The sequence below is a fragment of the Microbacterium sp. X-17 genome (assembly GCF_039615055.1).
Map to the genome: position 1 here is coordinate 1,124,409 of NZ_JBDHNI010000002.1, position 19,331 is coordinate 1,143,739.

Here is a 19,331-nt window from a genome sequence, read left to right on the forward strand (position 1 = left end):
ATCCTCGGTTCTGGAGGGGCGAGTGCTCTCAACGATCGTTGACTAAGCGCAACTAATCGTAGACCACCCCTGCGACGCGGTCGACGCGTGCGACACTGGATGCCGGACAGCCATGACGATCACCGCCTCCCGCACCGCGCACCGCCGTCGCTATCTCATGTGCCGGCCCGACCACTTCACCGTGCGGTACTCGATCAACCCGTGGATGGTGCCGAGCCGGCCGACCGACACAGGCCGCGCGGTCCGGCAGTGGCAGGCGCTCTACGACGCGTACGTCGCGCTCGGGCACGAGGTCGAGCTCATCGACCAGGTGCCCGACCTGCCCGACATGGTCTACACCGCCAACGGTGGGTTCGTGATCGGCGGCCGCGCGTACGTCCCGAGCTTCCGGTACGCCGAGCGCCGGCCCGAGTCCGCGTTCTTCGCGCGCTGGTTCGCGGAACACGGGTTCGAGGTCGTCGAGCCGGCGGAGGTCAACGAGGGCGAGGGCGACTTCCTGCTCGTCGGCGACACGATCCTCGCCGGGACGGGCTTCCGCTCCACGGGGGACAGCCACCGCGAGGTGGGCGAGGTGTTCGACCGCGAGGTGCTCTCGCTCACCCTCACCGACCCGCGGTTCTACCACCTCGACACGGCGCTGACGGTGCTCGATCCGGTCGAGGGGCCGGATGCCGTGGAGCACGCGACGATCGCGTACCTCCCGTCCGCGTTCGACGCCACGAGCCGCGGCATCCTCCAGGAGCGCTACCCGGACGCGATCCGCGTCGCCGACCTCGACGGCGACGCGTTCGGGCTCAACGCCGCGAGCGACGGGCTGCACGTCTTCGTCTCGCCGCGCGCCACGGGCTTCGCGGCCCAGCTCGCCGAGCGCGGGTACCGGCCCGTCCCGGTCGACCTCTCCGAGCTGCTGCTCGGCGGCGGCGGCATCAAATGCTGCACGCTGGAACTGCGCGGATGATGCCGTCGAACGCCTTCCGCATCACCTGCCGCGCGGGAACTGCGCGGATGATGCCGTCGGACGCCTTCCGCATCACCTGCCGCGCGCGGGAACTGCGCGGATGACGCATCTCGCGCACAACTACGAACCGCTCCCCGTCGTGATCGCCCGCGGCGAGGGCGCGTGGGTCACGGACGTCGAGGGACGCCGCTACCTCGACCTGCTGTCGGCGTATTCGGCGTTGAACTTCGGGCATCGGCATCCCGCGCTCGTCGCGGTCGCGCAGGAGCAGCTCGGCCGCCTCACGCTCACGAGCCGGGCATTCGAGAACGACCGGCTGGAGGCGTTCGCGACGGCGCTCGCGGGGCTCGCCGGCAAGGACCTCGTGCTCCCGATGAACACCGGCGCCGAGGCCGTCGAGACCGGCATCAAGGTCGCGCGCGCCTGGGCCTATCGCGTCAAGGGCGTCGCGCCCGATGCCGCGCGGATCGTGGTCGCCCACGGCAACTTCCACGGCCGCACGACCACGATCGTGGGTTTCAGCGACGATCCGGCGACGCACGACGACTTCGGCCCGTACGGCGGGGGCTTCGTCGCGGTGCCATTCGGGGATGCCGCGGCGATCGAGGCCGCGATCGACGACGACACGGCCGCGGTGCTGATCGAGCCGATCCAGGGCGAGGCCGGTGTGATCGTCCCGCCCGACGGGTATCTCCGCGCGGTGCGGGAGATCTGCACGCGGCGCGGCGTCCTGTTCCTCGCGGACGAGATCCAGTCCGGGCTGGGCCGGGTCGGCGCGACGTTCGCGTGCGACCGCGAGAGCGTCGTCCCGGACGTGTACCTCCTCGGCAAGGCGCTCGGCGGCGGGATCGTGCCGCTCTCGGCCGTCGTCGCCGACCGTGACGTGCTGGGCGTCATCCGTCCCGGCGAGCACGGATCGACGTTCGGCGGCAACCCGCTCGCCGCGGCGATCGGCGAGCGCGTCGTGGAGCTGCTCGCGTCCGGCGAGCTGCAGGAGCGGGCGCGCCTCCTCGGCGCGCACCTCGAGTCCGCCCTCACGCCGCTCCTCGGCCGCGGGCTCACGGCGATCCGCGTGGCCGGGCTGTGGGCCGGCGTCGACGTGGATCCGGCCCGGGGCACGGGGCGCGCCGTGGCGGAGCGGATGCTGTCCCGCGGCGTCCTCGTGAAGGACACGCACGCCCAGACCCTGCGCCTCGCCCCGCCGCTCGTGATCCGCGCGACCGAGCTCGACTGGGCTGTCGAGCAGCTCGCCCGCTCCCTCTCCGCCTCCCGCTGACCCCCCTCACCCTGAGAACGCGCGTATGTCACTTTTGCGCGGCGTGTCGGTGACATACGCGCGTTCTCGCGTGCGGTAGCGCGGGGGGGCAGGCGCGTTAGCTGACCGAGACGCTCAGGCGGTCCCAGCCTGTGGCGCCGTCGGGCACGGGGGGTGCGACCGTGCCGGTCTGCACCTGGCCGGTCGCCGAGATCGCGCGGCACTCGATCTGGTGCTGGCCGGACGACGCGGTCCACGGGAAAGTCCACTGCACCCAGGTGTCGTCGGAGATCGCGGGCGCGAGCTGCGCCGGCTGCCACGCGCCGCCGTCCACGCGCACCTCGACGCCGGAGACGCCGACGTGCTGCTGCCAGGCGACGCCCGCGACGACCGTGTTGCCGGCCGCGAGCGTCTGTCCCGACCGCGGCACGTCGATGCGCGACGACAGCTTGACCGGCCCCCGCGGCGCCCAGCCGCGCTGCGTCCAGTACGCGGAGGCATCCGCGTAGCGCGTGACCTCGAGCTCCGTGATCCACTTCGTCGCGGAGACGTAGCCGTAGAGCCCCGGCACCACCATCCGCACGGGGAATCCGTGCTCGAGCGGCAGGGGGTCCCCGTTCATCCCTACGGCGAGGATCGCGTTGCGGTCATCGGTCAGCGTCTCGATCGGGGTGGATGCCGTGAAGCCGTCGATCGAGCGGGACAGCACCATGTCGGCGTCGGCGGCCGGCACGGCACGCGCGAGGAGCTCGCGGACGGGGTAGCCGAGCCAAACGGCGTTGCCGATGAGGTCGCCGCCGACCTCGTTCGACACGCACATGAGCGTCGTGACGCTCTCCTCGAGCGGCAGCGCCATCAGCTGATCCCACGTGAGGGTGACCTCGTTCGCGACGAGCCCGTGGATGCGGAGGCTCCAGTCCGTCGGGTTCACGTTCGGGACCACGAGCGCGGTGTCGATCCGGTAGAAGGCCTCGTTGGGGGTGATGACCGGGGTCATGCCCGCGACGTCGACCTGCGCGCCGGGAGGGATCGGCGGCGCGGTCTTTGCCGGCGCCGGCAGCCGCAGCGCATTGCGGACGGACTGCACGGCCTGGGATCCGGCCCGCACGACGGTGCTGCCGGCGAGCGCGAGCACGCCGACGGCGGCCGCGCCCACGCTCCAGAGGAGGAACGAGCGGCGGGTGGGTCCGTCCGTCCGCCCCCGCGAGAGCGCGCGTGTGTCCTTTTCCCGCGGCGTGTCTGTGACAGAAGCGCGTTCTCGGCGGATGAGGAAGCCGAGCGCCAGGACGGTGACGCCCCCGCCGACGACGGACGGGAGCCAGGCCGCGACCCCGGCGTCCGGACGGGTCAGTGCGATCGCGGCGCCCGCGACGCCGACGGCGCCGGCCACGACGCGGCCCCACGGCGGCCGTCGCTGTTCGAGGATGCCGGTGAACGCGCCGGCCACGAGGAGCAGAGCGCCGATCAGGAGCACGAGCGCGAGCTTGTCCGACGTGCCGAACAGGGCGATCGCGACATCCTTCGCCCCTGGGGGCGCCGCATCGATGATCGCGCCGCCCACACCCGCGATCGGGCTCGCGCCGGGGTCGAGGAACGCGGCCGTCAGCTCGCCGAGACCAAGGCCCAGAGCCGTCGCCGCCAGGCCGGCGCCCGCTGCTGCTCCCCCACGTGCCATGAGCACGATCGTACGTCCGGACGCTATGTACCCGGCAAGGAAACCGCGGGGCGTTCAGCCCGTGTCGGCCGCGGTTCGCGGAAGGAGCAGTCCGCGCTCGGTGAAGACCTCCTTCGCGACCAGGATCGCGTTGATCGCGCGCGGGAAGCCGCAGTAGACCGCCGACTGCAGAAGGGCCTCGAGGACCTCGTCCGGGGTGAGCCCGACGTTGAGGGCCGCGCCGATGTGCACGCGGAGCTCGGCGGTCGTGTCCCCGAGCGCCGTCAGCATCCCGAGCGTCACGAGCTGCCGGTCGCGGGGCACGAGGCCCGGCCGGGCGTAGACGTCGCCGTACGCCCAGGCCGCGACCTCGTGGACTATGTCCGGCGAGATGTCGCCGAGCGCCGCGATCAGCCGGTCGCCGGCCTCGCCGTCGACCGACTCCAGCACCCGCATGCCGCGCTCGAACCTCGCGTCCCGCTCCCGCATCGTGTCGCTCATCGCGGCTCCTCTCGCCGCGGCGAGCCTACCGGGCGGCGAGGGCCGCCTTCTTGCGGCGGCGCATCTCGTGCAGGAGCGGCTCGGTGTAGCCGCTCGGCTGCGCGGCGCCTTCGAGGATCATCCGGCGGGCGCTCTCGAACGCGATCCCGGGGCCGTCCGGCCCGATGAGGCTCTCGTACGTGGCGTCGCCGGCGTTCTGACCGTCGACGACCGGGGCGAGGCGGCGCAGGCCGTCCTCGACCTCCTCGGCCGTGATCAGGCCGTGCTCGAGCCAGTTCGCGAGCAGCTGGCTCGAGATGCGGAGCGTCGCGCGGTCCTCCATGAGGGCGATCCCGTGGATGTCGGGCACCTTCGAGCAGCCCACCCCCTGGTCGATCCAGCGCACGACGTATCCGAGGATCGACTGCACGTTGTTGTCGAGCTCGGTGCGGATCTCCTCCGCCGTGAGCGGCGCGTCCTGCAGCGGGATCACGAGCACCTCGGCGACGTCGCGGGGTGCGCGCGAGCGCAGCCCCTCCTCGACGGCGAACACGTCGACGTCGTGGTAGTGCAGCGCGTGCAGGGTCGCCGCGGTCGGCGACGGGACCCACGCGGTCGTCGCGCCCGCGAGCGGGTGCGCGATCTTCTGCTCGAGCATCGCGTGCATGAGGTCGGGCATCGCCCACATGCCCTTGCCGATCTGGGCGTGACCGAAGAAGCCCGCGCGCAGGCCGGCATCCACGTTGCGGTCCTCGTACGCGCTCATGAACTGCTGCGCACGGATCTGGCCCTTCGGGATGAACGGCCCGGCGTGCAGCGAGGTGTGGATCTCGTCGCCCGTGCGGTCCAGGAAGCCCGTGTTGATGAACACGATCCGGTCCGCGGCCTCGGCGATCGCGGCGCGGAGGTTGACGCTCGTGCGGCGCTCCTCGTCCATGATGCCGATCTTCAGCGTGCGGGCGGGGAGGCCCAGGAGCTCCTCGACGCGGGCGAACAGGTCGACCGCGAAGCGCACCTCGGCGGGTCCGTGCATCTTCGGCTTCACGATGTACATCGAGCCGGTGCGGGAGTTCGAGAGGGGGGTCTCGCCGCGGAGGTCGGGCAGGGCGCCGAGCGTCGTCATGACCGCGTCGAGGATGCCCTCGAAGATCTCGTCGCCGGCCTCGTCGCGCACGGCGTCGATCGTCATGAGGTGTCCGACGTTGCGGATGAGGAGGAGCGCCCGACCGTGCAGGACGAGCTCCGAGCCGTCCGGCGCCGTGTAGCGGCGGTCGGGGTTCATGGTGCGCAGGAACGAGCGGTCGCCCTTCGCGACGGTCTCGCTCAGCTCGCCGCGCATGAGGCCCTGCCAGTTGCGGTAGCCGAGCGCCTTGTCGTCGGCGTCGACGGCGGCGACGGAGTCCTCGAGGTCCATGATCGTCGTGAGCGCCGACTCGAGGACGAGGTCGTCGATGCCCGCGGCATCCGTCCGTCCGATCGTGCCGTTCCGGTCGATCGCGACGTGGACGTGCAGGCCGTGGTGGCGCAGCAGGATGGCGGACGGATCCGCCGCATCCCCCGTGAACCCGGCGAAGCCGGAGGCGTCGGCGAGGCCCGTCTCGGCGCCGCCGTCGAGCGTCACGACGAGCGCGCCGCCCTCGACGCGGTAGCCGCGCGCGTCGGCGTGCGAGCCCTGGGCGAGGGGAGCGGCGAGATCGAGGAGCTGCCGCCCGCGCGCGATGACCGCGGCGCCGCGCACTGCGTTGTATGCGCCGGCGCGCTCGCGGCCGTCGTCCTCGGAGATCGCGTCGGTGCCGTAGAGCGCGTCGTAGAGCGAGCCCCAGCGCGCGTTCGCGGCGTTGACGGCGAAGCGGGCGTTGAGCAGCGGCACGACGAGCTGGGGGCCGGCCATGACGCCGATCTCCGCGTCGACGTTCTCGGTCGTGACCGTGAACTCGCCGGGCTCGGGCACGAGGTAGCCGATCTCCTCGAGGAAGGCGCGGTACGCGGTGGCGTCCGGCCGGCCGGGCTGGGCGCGGTGGTACGCGTCGAGCCGGGCCTGCAGGTCGTCGCGGGTCGCGAGGAGCTCCCGGTTGCGCGGCGTGAGGTCGCGGACGATCGCCGCGAACCCGGTCCAGAACGCGTCCGCGGGCAGGCCCGCGTCGGCGAGCGCGCCCTCCGCGAACTCGACGACCGGCGTCGCCACGTCGAGTCCGGCCTTGGCCTGGCGCGCAGTGAGGGTGGGGGAGGGGTCGGTCACGTCATGCTCCGCTTCGTTCGGGGTCCGGCTCGAGGATCGCGCCGGGATTGAGGATGCCTTGGGGGTCGAGCGCCGTCTTGATGCGGCGGTTGAGTTCGAGGACGTCGGCTCCGAGCTGCGCGCCGAGCCACGGGCGCTTGAGCCGGCCGACGCCGTGCTCGCCCGTGATCGTGCCGCCGAGGCCGATCGCGAGGTTCATGATCTCGCCGTACGCGACCTCGGCGCGCGCCTTCTGCGCGGCATCCGTCGGATCCACGACGAGGAGCGGATGCGTGTTGCCGTCGCCCGCGTGGGCGATGACGGCGATCGTCAGGTCGTGCTCCGCGGCGATCCGCTCGATGCCGAGCACGAGGTCCGCGAGGCGGGGGATCGGCACGCCGACGTCTTCGAGGAGGAGCGTGCCCATCCGCTCCACCGCCGGGATCGCGGTGCGCCGGGCGTGGACGAACGCCTCGCCCTCGTCCGGATCCGCGGTGGCGAAGCACTCGGACGCGCCGTGCCCCGCGCAGATCGCCTCGACCGCGGCGATCTCCGCGGCGGCAGCCTCGCCGTGCTCGTCGGACTGGACGACGAGCATTGCGGCGGCGGTCCGGTCCAGGCCCATGCGGAGCACGTCCTCGACGGCGCCGATCGTGACGCGGTCCATGAACTCCAGCATCGACGGGCGGGCGGTGCGGGCGATGTCCATGACGGCCGTCGTCGCGCCCTCGAGGGTGGGGAACGTCGCGACGAGCGTGGTCGGCGGCCGCTGCGCCGGCACGAGCCGGAGGATGATCTCGGTCACGATCCCGAGCGTGCCCTCGCTGCCGACGAAGAGCTTCGTGAGCGACAGGCCCGCGACGTCCTTGACGCGCGGGCCGCCGAGGCGCACGGCGCGGCCGTCCGCGAGGACGACGGTGAGCCCGAGCACGTAGTCGGTCGTGACGCCGTACTTGACGCAGCAGAGCCCGCCCGCGTTGGTCGCGATGTTGCCGCCGATCGAGCAGATCTCGGAGGAGGAGGGGTCAGGCGGATACCAGAGGCCGTGCAGCGCCGCGGCGGCCTTGACCTCCGCGTTGAGCGCGCCCGGCTGGACGGTCGCCATCCGCGTGTCGACGTCGATCTCGATCGCGCGCATGCGCTCGAGCGAGACCACGAGGCATCCGTCCGCGGCGGAGCTGCCGCCGGACAGGCCCGTTCCCGCCCCGCGGGGCACGATGGGCGTGCCGGTGGATGCCGCGAAGCGCACCGCCGCCTGCACGTCCTCGGTCGAGATGGCCCGGACGACGGCGAGCGGGACGCCCGCGTCGGGGTCGTTCGCGCGATCCCACCGGTAGGCGTCCATCGAGGCGGGCTCGGTGAGGACGGCGCCCGCGGGCAGGCTGCGGATCAGTCGATCGAGCGCGTCCTCCCGTTCCGTCATGCTCGGTAAGCTATCCCGAGCGGGCATGTTCTGGAAAATAACATCCACGATGTGAAATCCGCCTGTACGTGAGAACGCGCTTGTGTCACGAAAACGGGCCGTTTTCGTGACACAAGCGCGTTCTCACGGTGGGGAGGAGGGGTATGGAGGGCGGAGGGATCCAGTCCGTGGCGCGGGCGTTCGGGCTGCTGGAGGCGCTGGAGGCCGCGGGCGGGGAGAGCGGGGTGACCGAGCTCGCAGAGCGGACGGGCCTCGCCCAGCCGACGATCCACCGGCTGCTCCAGACCCTGACGGCGCTCGGCTACGTGCGCCGGGCGGCGGGCCGCCGGTACAGCCTCGGCGCGGGCCTCGTGCGCCTGGGCGACAGCGCCTCCGGGCTGCTCGCACGCTGGGCCCGGCCCGTGCTGGAGCTCGTCGAGCTCGAGGCGAAGGAGACCGCGAACCTCGCCGCGCTCGACGGTGACATGGCCGTGTACCTCGCGCAGGTGCCCTCGCGCCACCAGATGCGGATGTTCACCGAGGTCGGCCGGCGCGTGCACCTCCACTCCACCGGCGTCGGCAAGGCCCTTCTCGCCCAGCTGCCGGACGAGGAGGCGCTCGCGATCGTGCGGCGGGCGGGGATGCCGGCGTTCACCGCGACCACGATCACGACCGAGGAGGCGCTGCTCGCCGAGCTCCGCGCCATCCGCACCCGCGGGTTCTCGGTGGACGACGGCGAGCAGGAGTTCGGCGTCCGCTGCGTCGCGGTGCCGTTCGCGGGCGGCGCCGGTCCGGTCGCGGTGTCCGTCTCCGGCCCGGACTCGCGCGTCACTGCGGTCGAGGTGCCGTCGCTCGTCCCGTTGCTGCGTCGCGCCGCGGCGCAGCTGCACGAGGCTTTCCGCTCCCCGGCGTGACGTCCCGCGGGAGCACGATCGGCACGGTCTCGTCGAGGCGCAGCCGGAACCGGCTGCCCTCCGCCCGGTGCAGTCGGCCGGACCGCGCCACCCAGGTGACCCCGATCCCGCACGCGAAGAGGCAGATGACCGCCGAGATGAAGATCGCGGCGCGCGGGCCGAGCGCCGTCGCGATCGCGCCGACGATGGGGGCGCCGATCGGCGTCCCGCCCATGAGCAGCGCGAAGTAGAGGGCGAGGACCCGCCCGCGGAGCGCGGGCTCGGTCGTCGTCTGTACGTATCCGTTCGTCGTCGTGAGCGCCGTGACCGTCGTGAACCCGACGATCACGAGCATGATCGCGAACACCCAGTAGGTCGGCGCGAAGGACGCCGCGATCATCGCGATCCCGAAGCCGCCCAGGGCCACGATCACGACGCTCAGGCGCGCCCGCTCCCGCCGCGCGGCCAGCAGCGCTCCACTCAGCGAGCCGATCGCGAGGATCGAGGTCAGCAGGCCGAACCCGTCCGCGCCCTGCTGGAACTCGACCGCCATGGTCGACGCGAAGATCGGCAGATTCATCCCGAACATGCCGAAGATGAGCACCATCGCGAACACCACGGACAGATCCGCACGACTCCGCACGTAGCGCACCCCGTCGGCGAGCCGCGCGGAGCCCTCCGGGCGCTGGCGCGGCACGAGCTCATGCGGGCGGATCAGCAGGAGCGCGACGAGGACCGCGAGGAACGTGAGCGCGTTGACGAGGAACACCCAGCCGCTGCCGACGAGCACGATCATGACGCCGGCGACGGCGGGCCCGATCATCCGGGCGAGGTTGAACGAAGAGGAGTTCAGAGCGACGGCGTTGGATGCCAGCTCCCGGGGCACGAGGTCGGACACGAACGCCTGTCGGGCCGGGGTGTCGAACGCCGTCGCGATGCCCGCGACCAGCGCGAGCACGAACATGAGCGGGAGGGTCAGGATGCCGGTGAGCAGCAGCACCGAGATCGTGGCGGCGATGAGCAGCAGCGACGACTGCGTCACCATGAGCACGTAGCGCCGGTCGAACCGGTCTGCGACCCAGCCGGTGACGCCGACGAGCAGGAGCGGCGGGCCGAACTGCAGCGCCATCGTCACGCCCATCGCCGTGGCGTCGTTGTGCGTCAGCTCGGTGAGCACGACCCAGCTCTGCGCCGTCGTCTGCATCCACGTCCCGATGCTGGAGACGAGCGCGCCGAAGAACCAGATCCGGAAGTTGACGGCGGCGAACGAGCGGAACATCGTCTTCATCGGGTCGCCAGCCCTTGCAGGATGACGGCGGCCCGCGACACGATGGTGCGGTCGGCGTCGGAAAGGGACGCGAGCGCCTCCTCCAGCCAGGCGTCCCGCCGCCGGACCGTCTCGAGCACGATGGCCTCGCCCGCGGGGGCGAGCGCGATGTTGACCTTGCGCCGATCGGCGTCGTCGGTGGTCCGAGTGACGTAGCCCGCCGCCTCGAGGCCGTTGACCGTGCGGTTCATCGAGGGCGCGCTGACCCGCTCGCGCTCCGCGAGCTCGCGCAGGGTGTGCGGCCCATGGGCGCGGAGCCCGGCGAGCACGGAGAACTGCGCGTCGCTCATCGCATCGATCGCGCTCTCCGCCCGGAGCCGCCGCGCGAGGCGGAACGTCGCGAGGCGCACGGCGGAGGCCTCGGTGACCGTGGCGAGGGAGTCGGGCATGATCCTTAGTCTAGCTCATTAGTTTCGCTAATGAAATAGATCGACCGGCGCCCCCTAAGCTCGCAGGCATGCCCGAGTTCACCGACGCGTTCGGCATCGAGATCGTCTACGACGTCTATCCCGCCGCGGGCGCTCGCGCGGTCGTCCAGCTCTCGCACGGGGTGGGCGAGCACGCCGGCCGGTACGGCGCTCTCATCGACGCGCTGAACGCGGAGGGGTACACCGTCTACGCGGACGACCACCGCGGCCACGGCCGCACGGGCATGAAGCAGTGGAAGGGGGATGCCTCCCGGCTCGGCCATCTCGGCCCCGGCGGCCATCCCGCGGCCGTCGACGCCGTCTGGCGGTTCACGCAGCTCATCCGCGACGAGAACCCCGACCTGCCCCTCGTCCTGCTCGGCCACTCGTGGGGCTCGTTCCTCGCGCAGATGCTGCTCAATCGGCATCCGGACGCGTACGACGGCGTCGTGCTCTCGGGATCCGCGCTGCGCTGGCCGGGCTCCCTCAATGCGGGCGACCTCAACGCGCCGTGGAAGAAGGTCGACTCGACCGGGCTCGCGTGGCTCTCGTCGGATCCGTCCGTCGCGACCGACTACGTGTCGGATCCGCTGACGGTCGCCACGCCCCTGCTACGGCTGTTCGGGCCCGTGGACGCGGCGCGGCTCTTCGGCCGTCCGCGCCGCGACCTCGGACGCGACGTGCCGATCCTGCTCATGGTCGGGCGGGAGGACACGGTCGGTGGGCCGCGCAGCGTCCACCGGCTCGCGGATGCCTACCGCGAGCGCTCCGGCCTCACCGACGTCACGACCCTCGTCTACCCCGGCATGCGGCACGAGGTGTTCAACGAGGTGAACTCCGCCGAGGTCCGCGCCGATCTCATCGCCTGGCTCGACGCCCGCTTCCCCTCCCGCGTCTGACCCTCCCTCCCGAGATGCTCACCCGTCTCTTGCGACCGGGCGAGGGCGTCATTCGCGACGGGTGAGCGAAGGGGAGGAGGGGGCGGGCGCCTACGCTGGGAGGGTGCACGGCGAGTACAAGATCCCCGGCGGGAAGCTCGTGGTCGTCGACCTCGAGGTGCAGGATGGGCGCATCGCCGGCTTCCGGCTCGCGGGCGACTTCTTCCTCGAGCCCGACACGGCGCTGCATGACATCGACCGGGCGGTCGAGGGGCTTCCCGCGGAGGCGGATGTCGCGACGATCGCGGCCGCGATCCGCGCCGCGCTGCCGCCGGGCGCGCAGCTGCTCGGCTTCACGCCGGAGGCGGTCGGCACCGCCGTGCGGCGCGCCCTTGTGACGGCCTCCGGATGGCGCGCGTTCGACTGGCAGCTCGTCCACGAGCCGCCCGTCTCGGCGCGCATGAACCTCGCGCTCGACGAGGTGCTCACGACCCGCGTCGGCGACGGCCGCCGCGCGCCGACCCTGCGCATCTGGGAGTGGAACACGTCGGCCGTCGTGATCGGCTCGTTCCAGTCGTACCGGAACGAGGTGGATCCCGAGGGTGCCGTCCGCCACGGCTTCGACGTCGTGCGGCGGATCTCCGGTGGCGGGGCCATGCTCATGGCCGCGAACGCGATCATCACGTACTCGCTGTATGTCCCGGCATCCCTCGTCGCGGGGATGACGTTCGCCGACTCGTACGCGTTCCTCGACGACTGGGTGCTGGAGGCGCTGCGCTCGCTCGGGATCGAGGCCACGTACCAGCCGCTCAACGACATCGCCAGCCCGCTCGGGAAGATCGGCGGCGCCGCGCAGAAGCGCCTCGCCAATGGCGGCGTGCTCCACCACGCGACGCTGAGCTACGACATGGACGGCCAGGTGATGACGGAGGTGCTCCGCATCGGCCGGGAGAAGCTCAGCGACAAGGGCACGACGTCGGCCCAGAAGCGCGTGGATCCGCTCCGGCGTCAGACGGGCCTGTCCCGCGAGGCGATCATCGCGCGGCTGGAGGAGACGTTCGTCCGCCGCTACGGCGCCGTCCGCGGCACGATCTCCCCGGACGAGTACGCCGACGCCGAAGCGCTCGTCGCGTCGAAGTTCGCGACCGACGCCTGGCTCCACCGCGTCCCGTAGAGCATCCGCGTCGGCGGGGAGCGACACGCACCGACCGTGAACGAGGCGTGAACGGGCGGGGATGATATCGTCAACATCTCGGGCGGGGGGCCTGGGAGGGGGAGGCGGGTCATGCGGCGGGTATCCATTGCGGACGTCGCGGCGCGGGCGGGGGTCTCCGGGCAGACGGTCTCGCGCGTCGTGAACGGCAGTCCGCGGGTGCTCGATTCCACGCGCGCCCGCGTCGAGGCCGCGATGGCCGAGATCGGCTACCGCCCCAACCGCGCCGCGCGTGCGCTCCGCACCGGTCGTACGCAGACGATCGGGCTCGTCGTCGCGACGCTCGCCGCAGCGGAGAACTCGCGGATGCTGGAAGCCATCGCCGAGTCGACCGGGGCCCGGGGGTACGCGCTCACGGTCGTCACGATCGGGCAGGAGGGCCTGGGTCGGGCGTTCGAGCGGCTCGAGGACCAGGGCGTCGACGGCGTCATCGTGCTGAACGAGGCGTCGCCGTCGCTCTCGAACGTGATCCTGCCGCGGGGCGCGCGCGTCGTGGGGGTCGACGCCGCGCCGATGCCGGGCATGACCTCGCTCGAGACCGACCACCTCGCCGGCGCCCGCGCCGCGACCGAGTACCTGCTCGAGCTCGGCCACGCGACGGTGTGGCACCTGGGCGGTCCGGCCGCGTCGCACACGGCCCGCGCCCGGGAGGAGGGCTGGCGGGCGGCGCTGCACGCCGCCGGGATCGTGGATCCCGCGGTGGTCCGCGGCGAGTGGACCGCGTCATCCGGCTATGCCGCCGCGAGCGAGCTCCGCGAGGCGACGGCGATCTTCTGCGCGAACGACCAGATGGCCCTCGGGGCGCTCCGGGGGCTCGCCGAGGCGGGGCGCCGCGTGCCGGAGGACGTGAGCGTCATCGGGTTCGACGACCTCGACGACGCGTCGCACTACCAGCCGCCGCTCACGACAGTCCGGCAGTACTTCGACGTGCTCGCCGAGCGGGCGGTGGCCGCCCTGGTCGCCGAGATCGAGGACGGCGTGCCGATGCCGGAGCGGATCGTGGTCCCCGCCATCCTCGCGGTCCGTGCCAGCACGGCCCCCGTCGCCCACCGCCCCGTGCTGGGCTGAGCCCCGAGCCACTCCGGTGTCACTCCCGCACAGCCGGGCCGGCCGACAACCGTGCGCAGGTGACACAGGAGCGGCTCGACGCCGGGGTCAGCCGGCGTTGCGGCGGGCCTCCCAGCCGGTGCGGACCATCTCGTCCACCGAGTAGCGCATCCGCCAGTCGAGGTCGCGGGCGGCGAGGTCGCCGGTCGCGACGATCCGGTCCGGATCCCCGGGACGGCGCGGCGCGATCTCGGGTGTGAAGTCGATCCCGGTGACGCGCGCCATCGCGTCCATGATCTTGCGGACCGACAGCCCGTTCTGCGAGCCGAGGTTGTAGGCCGCCTCGATGGGCGAGCCGGATGCCAGCAGCCGCGCGGCGGCGACGTGGGCGGCCGCGATGTCGGCGACGTGGACGTAGTCGCGCACGTTCGTCCCGTCCGGGGTGTCGTAGTCGTCGCCGAAGATCTTCGGCGTCCGGCCCTCGATGAGCGCCTCGAACACGAGCGGGAAGAGGTTGTGGGGGCTCGAGTCGTACACGTCCAGATACCCCGAGCCGACCACGTTGAAGTACCGCAGCGAGGTGTGGCGCAGCGGCTGCGGCGACTCCGCCGTCGCCACCCCCTGGTCGCGGATGAGCCACTCGCCGATGAGCTTCGACTCGCCGTAGGGCGACGCGGGCCGCTTCGGCAGGTCCTCGGTCACGAGCGGGACGTCCGGCGTCCCGTACACCGCCGCGCTCGACGAGAACACGAGGTTCGCGACGCCGGTCGCGGCCATCGCCTCGAGCACGATGCGCGTGCCCTCGACGTTCTGCGCGTACGTGTGCAGGGGCCGGCGCACGGAGACGCCCGCGTACTTGTAGCCCGCGACGTGGATGACGCCCTCGATCGCGTGCTCCCGCAGCGTCTGCTCGACGAGCGCGAAGTCGAGGATCGAGCCGCGCACGAACGGCACGCCCGCCGGGACGAACGCGGCGTGCCCGCTCGACATGTCGTCGATCACGACGGGAGGGATGCCGTTCTCGGCGAGGGCCCGCACCACGTGGGCACCGATGTAGCCGGCGCCGCCGGTCACCAACCAGGTCATGGAACCATCCTGCCCGGTCAGCCCAGCGCGGCCGACACCACCGCGCGGGCTTCGTCCTGCACGCGGCGGAGGTGCTCCTCGCCCACGAACGACTCGGCGTACAGCTTGTACACGTCCTCCGTGCCCGAGGGTCGGGCCGCGAACCACGCGTGCTCGGTCACGACCTTGAGCCCGCCGATCGCCGCGCCGTTGCCGGGCGCGTGCGAGAGCTTCGCGATGATGGGCTCGTCGGCCAGCGTCGTCGCGGTCACCGCGTCGGGCGAGAGCTTCGCGAGGGCGGCCTTCTGCTCCCGCGAGGCGGGGGCGTCGACGCGCTGGTAATGCGACACCCCGTGCTCGGCCTCCAGCTCCGCGTAGCGCTGCGACGGCGTCTTGCCGGTCACGGCGAGGATCTCCGCGGCGAGCAGGCACAGGATGATGCCGTCCTTGTCGGTCGTCCACACCGAGCCGTCGCGGCGGAGGAACGAGGCGCCGGCGGACTCCTCGCCGCCGAACGCGACGGAGCCGTCGAGGAGCCCCGGCACGAACCACTTGAACCCGACCGGCACCTCGAGCAGCGTCCGGCCGAGGGCGGCGGTGACGCGGTCGATGATGGCCGAGGAGACGAGGGTCTTGCCCACCGCGGCATCCGTCGGCCATCCCTCGCGGTGCGAGAAGAGGTAGTCGATCGCGACCGCGAGGTAGTGGTTCGGGTTCATGAGCCCGCCGTCGGGGGTCACGATCCCGTGCCGGTCGGCGTCCGCGTCGTTGCCCGTGAGAAGGTCATACTCGTGGCGGCGCGCGACGAGCGCGGCCATCGCGGACGGCGAGGACGGATCCATCCGGATCTTGCCGTCCCAGTCGAGCGTCATGAACCGCCACGCGGGGTCGACGTCCGGGTTCACGACGGTGAGGTCGATGCCGTAGACCTCGCCGATGAGGGCCCAGTACTCGACGGATGCCCCGCCCAGCGGGTCGGCGCCGATCCGCACGCCCGCCGAGCGGATCGCGTCGAGGTCGACGATCGAGCCGAGGTCGCGGACGTACGCGTCGCGGAAGTCGTACTGGCCGAGAGCGTCGCCGTCGAGGTCGGCGTACCGCGTGCGCCGGACCCCGGTGAGACCCGCCGCGATGAGCTCGTTCGCGCGGTTCGCGATCCATCCGGTCGCGTCGGTGTCGGCCGGGCCGCCGTGCGGCGGGTTGTACTTGAAGCCGCCGTCGGCGGGCGGGTTGTGCGAGGGCGTGACGACGATCCCGTCGGCGCGGCCGGGGTCGTCCTGCCCACGGCCGCGGTTCGCCGTGAGGATCGCGTGGCTCAGCGAGGGCGTCGGCACCCAGGAGTCGCGGGCGTCGACCCGCACGTCCACGCCGTTCGCGACCAGGACCTCGATCGCGCTGCGCTCGGCGGGGAGGGAGAGGGCGTGCGTGTCGCGGCCGAGGAACAGCGGCCCCGCGATGCCCTGTGCGGTGCGGTAGTCGACGATCGCCTGCGTCGTGGCGAGGATGTGGTTCTCGTTGAAGCTCGTCGTCAGGGAGGAGCCGCGGTGGCCGCTCGTGCCGAACACGACGCGCTGTGCAGGGACGGACGGATCGGGGGCGAGGTCGTAGTACGCGGCGATGACGGCGTCCACGTCGATGAGGTCGGATGCTTCGGCGGGCTGTCCTGCGCGAGGGTCCATGCGTCCAGTCTGCCGTGCCGGTTCGGCGGCGGCATCCCCGCTTTCCACCCATGCGGGCCGCCCGTGCGCCATACTCGGCTCCATGGGGAGCGCGGAGGCTGTTCGTATCGCGATGGTCGATGACCACGAGCTCGTGGGGTTCGCCGTGCGCAGCATCGCCGACGACCTCCCCTGGATGGAGTTCACCCGCCACGTCGCCACCGTCGCGGCGCTCGTGGACCGGGGCCGCGACGCGGATGTCGTCGTGCTCGACCTCAACCTCCGCGACGGCACGACGCCGGCGGAGAACGTGGCGGCCATCCGCGACTGGGGTGCCGAGGTGCTCGTGCTGACGTCCGCGGAGGACCCCTATCTCGTCCGCGAGGCGTCCCGCACGGCCGCGCTCGGCATCGTCCGGAAGTCCGCGCCGCTCGCCTCGCTCCGCGAGGCGCTCATCGCGGTCTCGCGCGGGGAGCCGGCCCTCAGCACGGAGTGGGCGTCGGCGCTCGACACGGATCCGCTCCTGGACGCGGCGCCGCTGACGGACCGCGAGCGCGAGGTCCTCTCGCTCTACGCCTCGGGCCTGGGCGTCAAGCAGGTCGCGACGCAGCTGTACGTGAGCGACAACACGATCGACGACCACCTGCGCCGCATCCGGCACATCTATCAGCAGATCGGCCGACCCGCCGCGACGAAGGTCGAGCTCTACCAGCGCGGCATCGAGGACGGCTATCTGCCCGCGCCCGGCCGGGGCTGACGTGGGCGCGACCGAGCTCGCGAGCCGGCGCGTGGTAGCACTGGCGACCGCGGTGCTGGCGGTCCTCATCGTCATCGTCGTGCCGCTCGTCATCCTGCGACCCGCCGACCGGACGCTCCCTGGCTGGTACGCGGGCATCGTCCTGGGGGTCGTGGGCATCATCGTGGCGTGGGGGCTCCTGGCGCCGTGGCTGAGCGCGCGGGGCCTGCGGATCGGGGCGTCGATCGGCGTCGCCGGCTACGTCGTCTTCGTCGCCGCGTTTCCGCCGGCCGCGTTCGCGGTCGGGGGCGTGGGGCGGATCCCGTGGATGCTGTCGACCATGGGGGTCGCCGCTGCCGTCGCCCTGCTCGCCGGGGGTCCGCTGCTTGCGACCGCCACGATCGTGTTCGGCGCGGGGTCCGCGCTCCTCTACCGGCTCATGTTCGGCGGGCTCGACCTCGACGGGCTCGTGAACGACACGCAGAGCGTGCTGTCCGCCGTTGTGGTGTGCACGCTCGGCGCCTTCCTCTTCTCGGTCAGCCGGGGCCTCGACCATGCGAAGGAGACGGCCGCCGCGGAGGCGGCGCTCGCCGCCGCGGAGCGCGGGCGCCTGTCCGCCCGCACCCGGGCGGCCGCGCTCGTGCATGATGAGGTGCTCGCCACTCTCACGCTCGCGGCATCCGACCTGCCGATCCCGCGGGATGCGCTCGCCCGCCAGTCCGCGCGCGCCACCCGGCTCCTGAGCGAGGTCGAGCGCGAGAACGCTGCCACGGCGGAGCCCCTGCGGATCGCCCTCGCGCGGATCGCCCGCGAGTACGGTGCGCGGTTCTGGGCGTCCGTCGAGGAGGAGACCGAGCCGACGCCCGTCGCGGCGGAGGCGCTTCTCGCGGCCACGCGGCAGGCGCTCGACAACAGCGTCCGCCACGCCGGCGACGGCACGGTGCAGCGCGGCGTGCGGCTGCGCGCGGGCGCGACCGAGATCGAGGTCGAGGTCGTCGACGACGGCCGCGGGTTCGATCTCGGCGGCGTCGCCGCGGACCGGCTCGGGGTCACGACCAGCATCCTCCGGCGCATGCGCGACGTGCCGGGCGGCGACGCGGACGTCGTGTCCGCGCCGGGCCTCGGGACGCGCGTCGCGCTGCGCTGGGAGCGGCCCGTGGCGGCGGAGCCCGACATCGCGTCGCGCTCGCCGCGGACCGCGATCGTCGTGATCGCCGCCGTGTTCGTGATCGGCCAGGGGCTCGCCGCGCTCGCGGCCGGGATCACGTCGTCGTCGTGGCTGCCGCCCGTCGTGCTCGTGCTGCTGCTCCTGTTCGGCGAGGCCCTGCGCCGTGCGGCGCGACCCCGGCTTTCGGCCCGGAACGCGTGGATCATCGGCCTCGCCACAGCGCTCGTCGTGCTCGTGGCGACGTGGATCGTGCCGTACACGTTCGGCGACCTGTGGTTCGTCGGGGCGGCCGCGTTCCTGTTCGTGGGCCTCGCGCTGCTCGGGCGTCCGGCCGTCGCCGTGACCGCGCAGCTCGCCGTCGCCGTGGGGATCGTGGTGCTGGCGATCGTTCAGGACGGGCCGGTGGACACCATCGGCCACGTGCTGACGCGTCCGCTGCTGATGGTCGGTCTCGCCGTGATCCTCCACGTCGTCGTGGGCCGCATGCGTCGGCGCGCGGGCGCGCTGCACAGCGCGGCGGTCGTCGAATCCGGCCGCCGGGCGTGGGATGCCGCGGCCCGCGCGGAGCTCGCGGCCCGCGGCGCACGGCTGCGGGCGCAGGTGCTTCCGCTCCTCGACCGTCTCGACGGCACGGGGCCGCTCACCGACGGGGACCGTCGCGCCCGCCTCCGGATCGAGGGCGAACTGCGGGACGAAGTCCGCGCCGGCGTGCTCGCGCGTGAGCCGCTCGTGTCGGCGGCGCGCGCGGCGCGCGAGCGCGGCGTCGATGTCGTGCTGCTCGACGACAGCGACGGCACGGCATCCGACGCGGTGACCGACGACATCGCCCGCTGGATGGCTCCGCTCGTGGACGCCGCAGGCCAGAGCGTCGTCGGCCGCGCGCTGCCGCCCGGCCGCCCCGCCCTCGCGACGCTGACCGCCGACGGCGAAACCACCCATTTCCGTGGGCGGCCGACCTCCATCGCCTGACCT

16 protein-coding genes are annotated in these 19,331 nt (G+C 72.7%); 8 read left to right on the forward strand and 8 right to left on the reverse strand.

Annotation, left to right across the window (positions count from 1 at the left end; genetic code table 11):
* Window positions 1-112 precede the first annotated feature (112 nt).
* Together ddaH and rocD are read left to right on the forward strand one after the other, a co-directional pair.
* The gene (gene ddaH / locus ABCS02_RS13925; protein ID WP_345836242.1) at window positions 113-958 is read left to right on the forward strand and encodes a dimethylargininase; all 846 of its coding nucleotides are present in this window, start codon (window positions 113-115) and stop codon (window positions 956-958) included.
* 100 nt (window positions 959-1,058) lie between these two features.
* The gene (rocD, locus tag ABCS02_RS13930) at window positions 1,059-2,234 is read left to right on the forward strand and encodes an ornithine--oxo-acid transaminase (protein ID WP_345836243.1); all 1,176 of its coding nucleotides are present in this window, start codon (window positions 1,059-1,061) and stop codon (window positions 2,232-2,234) included.
* 97 nt (window positions 2,235-2,331) lie between these two features.
* Here the strand turns inward: rocD and ABCS02_RS13935 are convergent, their stop codons facing one another.
* From ABCS02_RS13935 to ABCS02_RS13950, 4 genes are read right to left on the reverse strand one after another with little or no spacing between them, the layout of a single operon-like run.
* Window positions 2,332-3,888 (reverse strand): molybdopterin-dependent oxidoreductase, encoded by a 1,557-nt coding sequence (locus tag ABCS02_RS13935; protein ID WP_345836244.1) that lies wholly within the window; start codon window positions 3,886-3,888, stop codon window positions 2,332-2,334.
* A 54-nt stretch (window positions 3,889-3,942) separates the two neighbouring features.
* Window positions 3,943-4,368 (reverse strand): carboxymuconolactone decarboxylase family protein, encoded by a 426-nt coding sequence (locus ABCS02_RS13940; RefSeq protein ID WP_345836245.1) that lies wholly within the window; start codon window positions 4,366-4,368, stop codon window positions 3,943-3,945.
* Window positions 4,369-4,393: 25 nt separating this feature from the next.
* Entirely contained in the window at window positions 4,394-6,586 is a 2,193-nt protein-coding gene (locus ABCS02_RS13945; protein WP_345836246.1) for a malate synthase G, read from the reverse strand.
* Window position 6,587: 1 nt separating this feature from the next.
* Window positions 6,588-7,988, reverse strand: a complete 1,401-nt coding sequence (locus ABCS02_RS13950) for an FAD-linked oxidase C-terminal domain-containing protein (protein WP_345836247.1) — start codon at window positions 7,986-7,988, stop codon at window positions 6,588-6,590.
* A gap of 143 nt (window positions 7,989-8,131) precedes the next feature.
* On the opposite strand from ABCS02_RS13950, the gene ABCS02_RS13955 reads away from it, so the two are divergent.
* Window positions 8,132-8,881 carry an IclR family transcriptional regulator gene (locus ABCS02_RS13955; protein WP_345836248.1) on the forward strand — a complete coding sequence of 250 codons (750 nt, stop codon included), beginning with the start codon at window positions 8,132-8,134 and terminating at the stop codon, window positions 8,879-8,881.
* Here the strand turns inward: ABCS02_RS13955 and ABCS02_RS13960 are convergent.
* Both ABCS02_RS13960 and ABCS02_RS13965 read right to left on the reverse strand, forming a co-directional pair.
* The gene (locus tag ABCS02_RS13960) at window positions 8,796-10,148 is read right to left on the reverse strand and encodes an MFS transporter (RefSeq protein WP_345836249.1); all 1,353 of its coding nucleotides are present in this window, start codon (window positions 10,146-10,148) and stop codon (window positions 8,796-8,798) included. The genes ABCS02_RS13955 and ABCS02_RS13960 overlap by 86 nt on opposite strands.
* Window positions 10,145-10,576 carry a MarR family transcriptional regulator gene (locus ABCS02_RS13965; protein WP_345836250.1) on the reverse strand — a complete coding sequence of 144 codons (432 nt, stop codon included), beginning with the start codon at window positions 10,574-10,576 and terminating at the stop codon, window positions 10,145-10,147. The genes ABCS02_RS13960 and ABCS02_RS13965 overlap by 4 nt, the downstream gene beginning before the upstream one ends.
* A 68-nt stretch (window positions 10,577-10,644) precedes the next feature.
* Here ABCS02_RS13965 and ABCS02_RS13970 point away from each other — a divergent pair, with 68 nt between their 5' ends.
* The 3 genes from ABCS02_RS13970 (at window position 10,645) to ABCS02_RS13980 (ending at window position 13,753) form a co-directional block, all read left to right on the forward strand.
* Window positions 10,645-11,493: an alpha/beta fold hydrolase gene (locus ABCS02_RS13970; protein WP_345836251.1), complete on the forward strand. Its 849-nt coding sequence runs from the start codon at window positions 10,645-10,647 to the stop codon at window positions 11,491-11,493.
* Between the two features lie 103 nt (window positions 11,494-11,596).
* Entirely contained in the window at window positions 11,597-12,646 is a 1,050-nt protein-coding gene (locus ABCS02_RS13975; protein ID WP_345836252.1) for a biotin/lipoate A/B protein ligase family protein, read from the forward strand.
* 111 nt (window positions 12,647-12,757) lie between these two features.
* Window positions 12,758-13,753, forward strand: coding sequence for a LacI family DNA-binding transcriptional regulator (locus ABCS02_RS13980; RefSeq protein ID WP_345836253.1), 996 nt, complete (start codon window positions 12,758-12,760; stop codon window positions 13,751-13,753).
* Window positions 13,754-13,840: 87 nt separating this feature from the next.
* Here the strand turns inward: ABCS02_RS13980 and galE are convergent, their stop codons facing one another.
* Window positions 13,841-14,818 carry a UDP-glucose 4-epimerase GalE gene (gene galE / locus ABCS02_RS13985; RefSeq protein WP_345836254.1) on the reverse strand — a complete coding sequence of 326 codons (978 nt, stop codon included), beginning with the start codon at window positions 14,816-14,818 and terminating at the stop codon, window positions 13,841-13,843.
* A 17-nt stretch (window positions 14,819-14,835) separates the two neighbouring features.
* The gene (gene pgm / locus ABCS02_RS13990; RefSeq protein ID WP_345836255.1) at window positions 14,836-16,476 is read right to left on the reverse strand and encodes a phosphoglucomutase (alpha-D-glucose-1,6-bisphosphate-dependent); all 1,641 of its coding nucleotides are present in this window, start codon (window positions 16,474-16,476) and stop codon (window positions 14,836-14,838) included.
* Between the two features lie 82 nt (window positions 16,477-16,558).
* On the opposite strand from pgm, the gene ABCS02_RS13995 reads away from it, so the two are divergent.
* Both ABCS02_RS13995 and ABCS02_RS14000 read left to right on the forward strand, forming a co-directional pair.
* On the forward strand, window positions 16,559-17,212 hold the full coding sequence (locus ABCS02_RS13995; protein ID WP_345836256.1) for a response regulator transcription factor: 654 nt from the start codon (window positions 16,559-16,561) through the stop codon (window positions 17,210-17,212).
* Between the two features lies 1 nt (window position 17,213).
* Entirely contained in the window at window positions 17,214-19,328 is a 2,115-nt protein-coding gene (locus tag ABCS02_RS14000) for an ATP-binding protein (RefSeq protein ID WP_345836257.1), read from the forward strand.
* Window positions 19,329-19,331 lie beyond the last annotated feature (3 nt).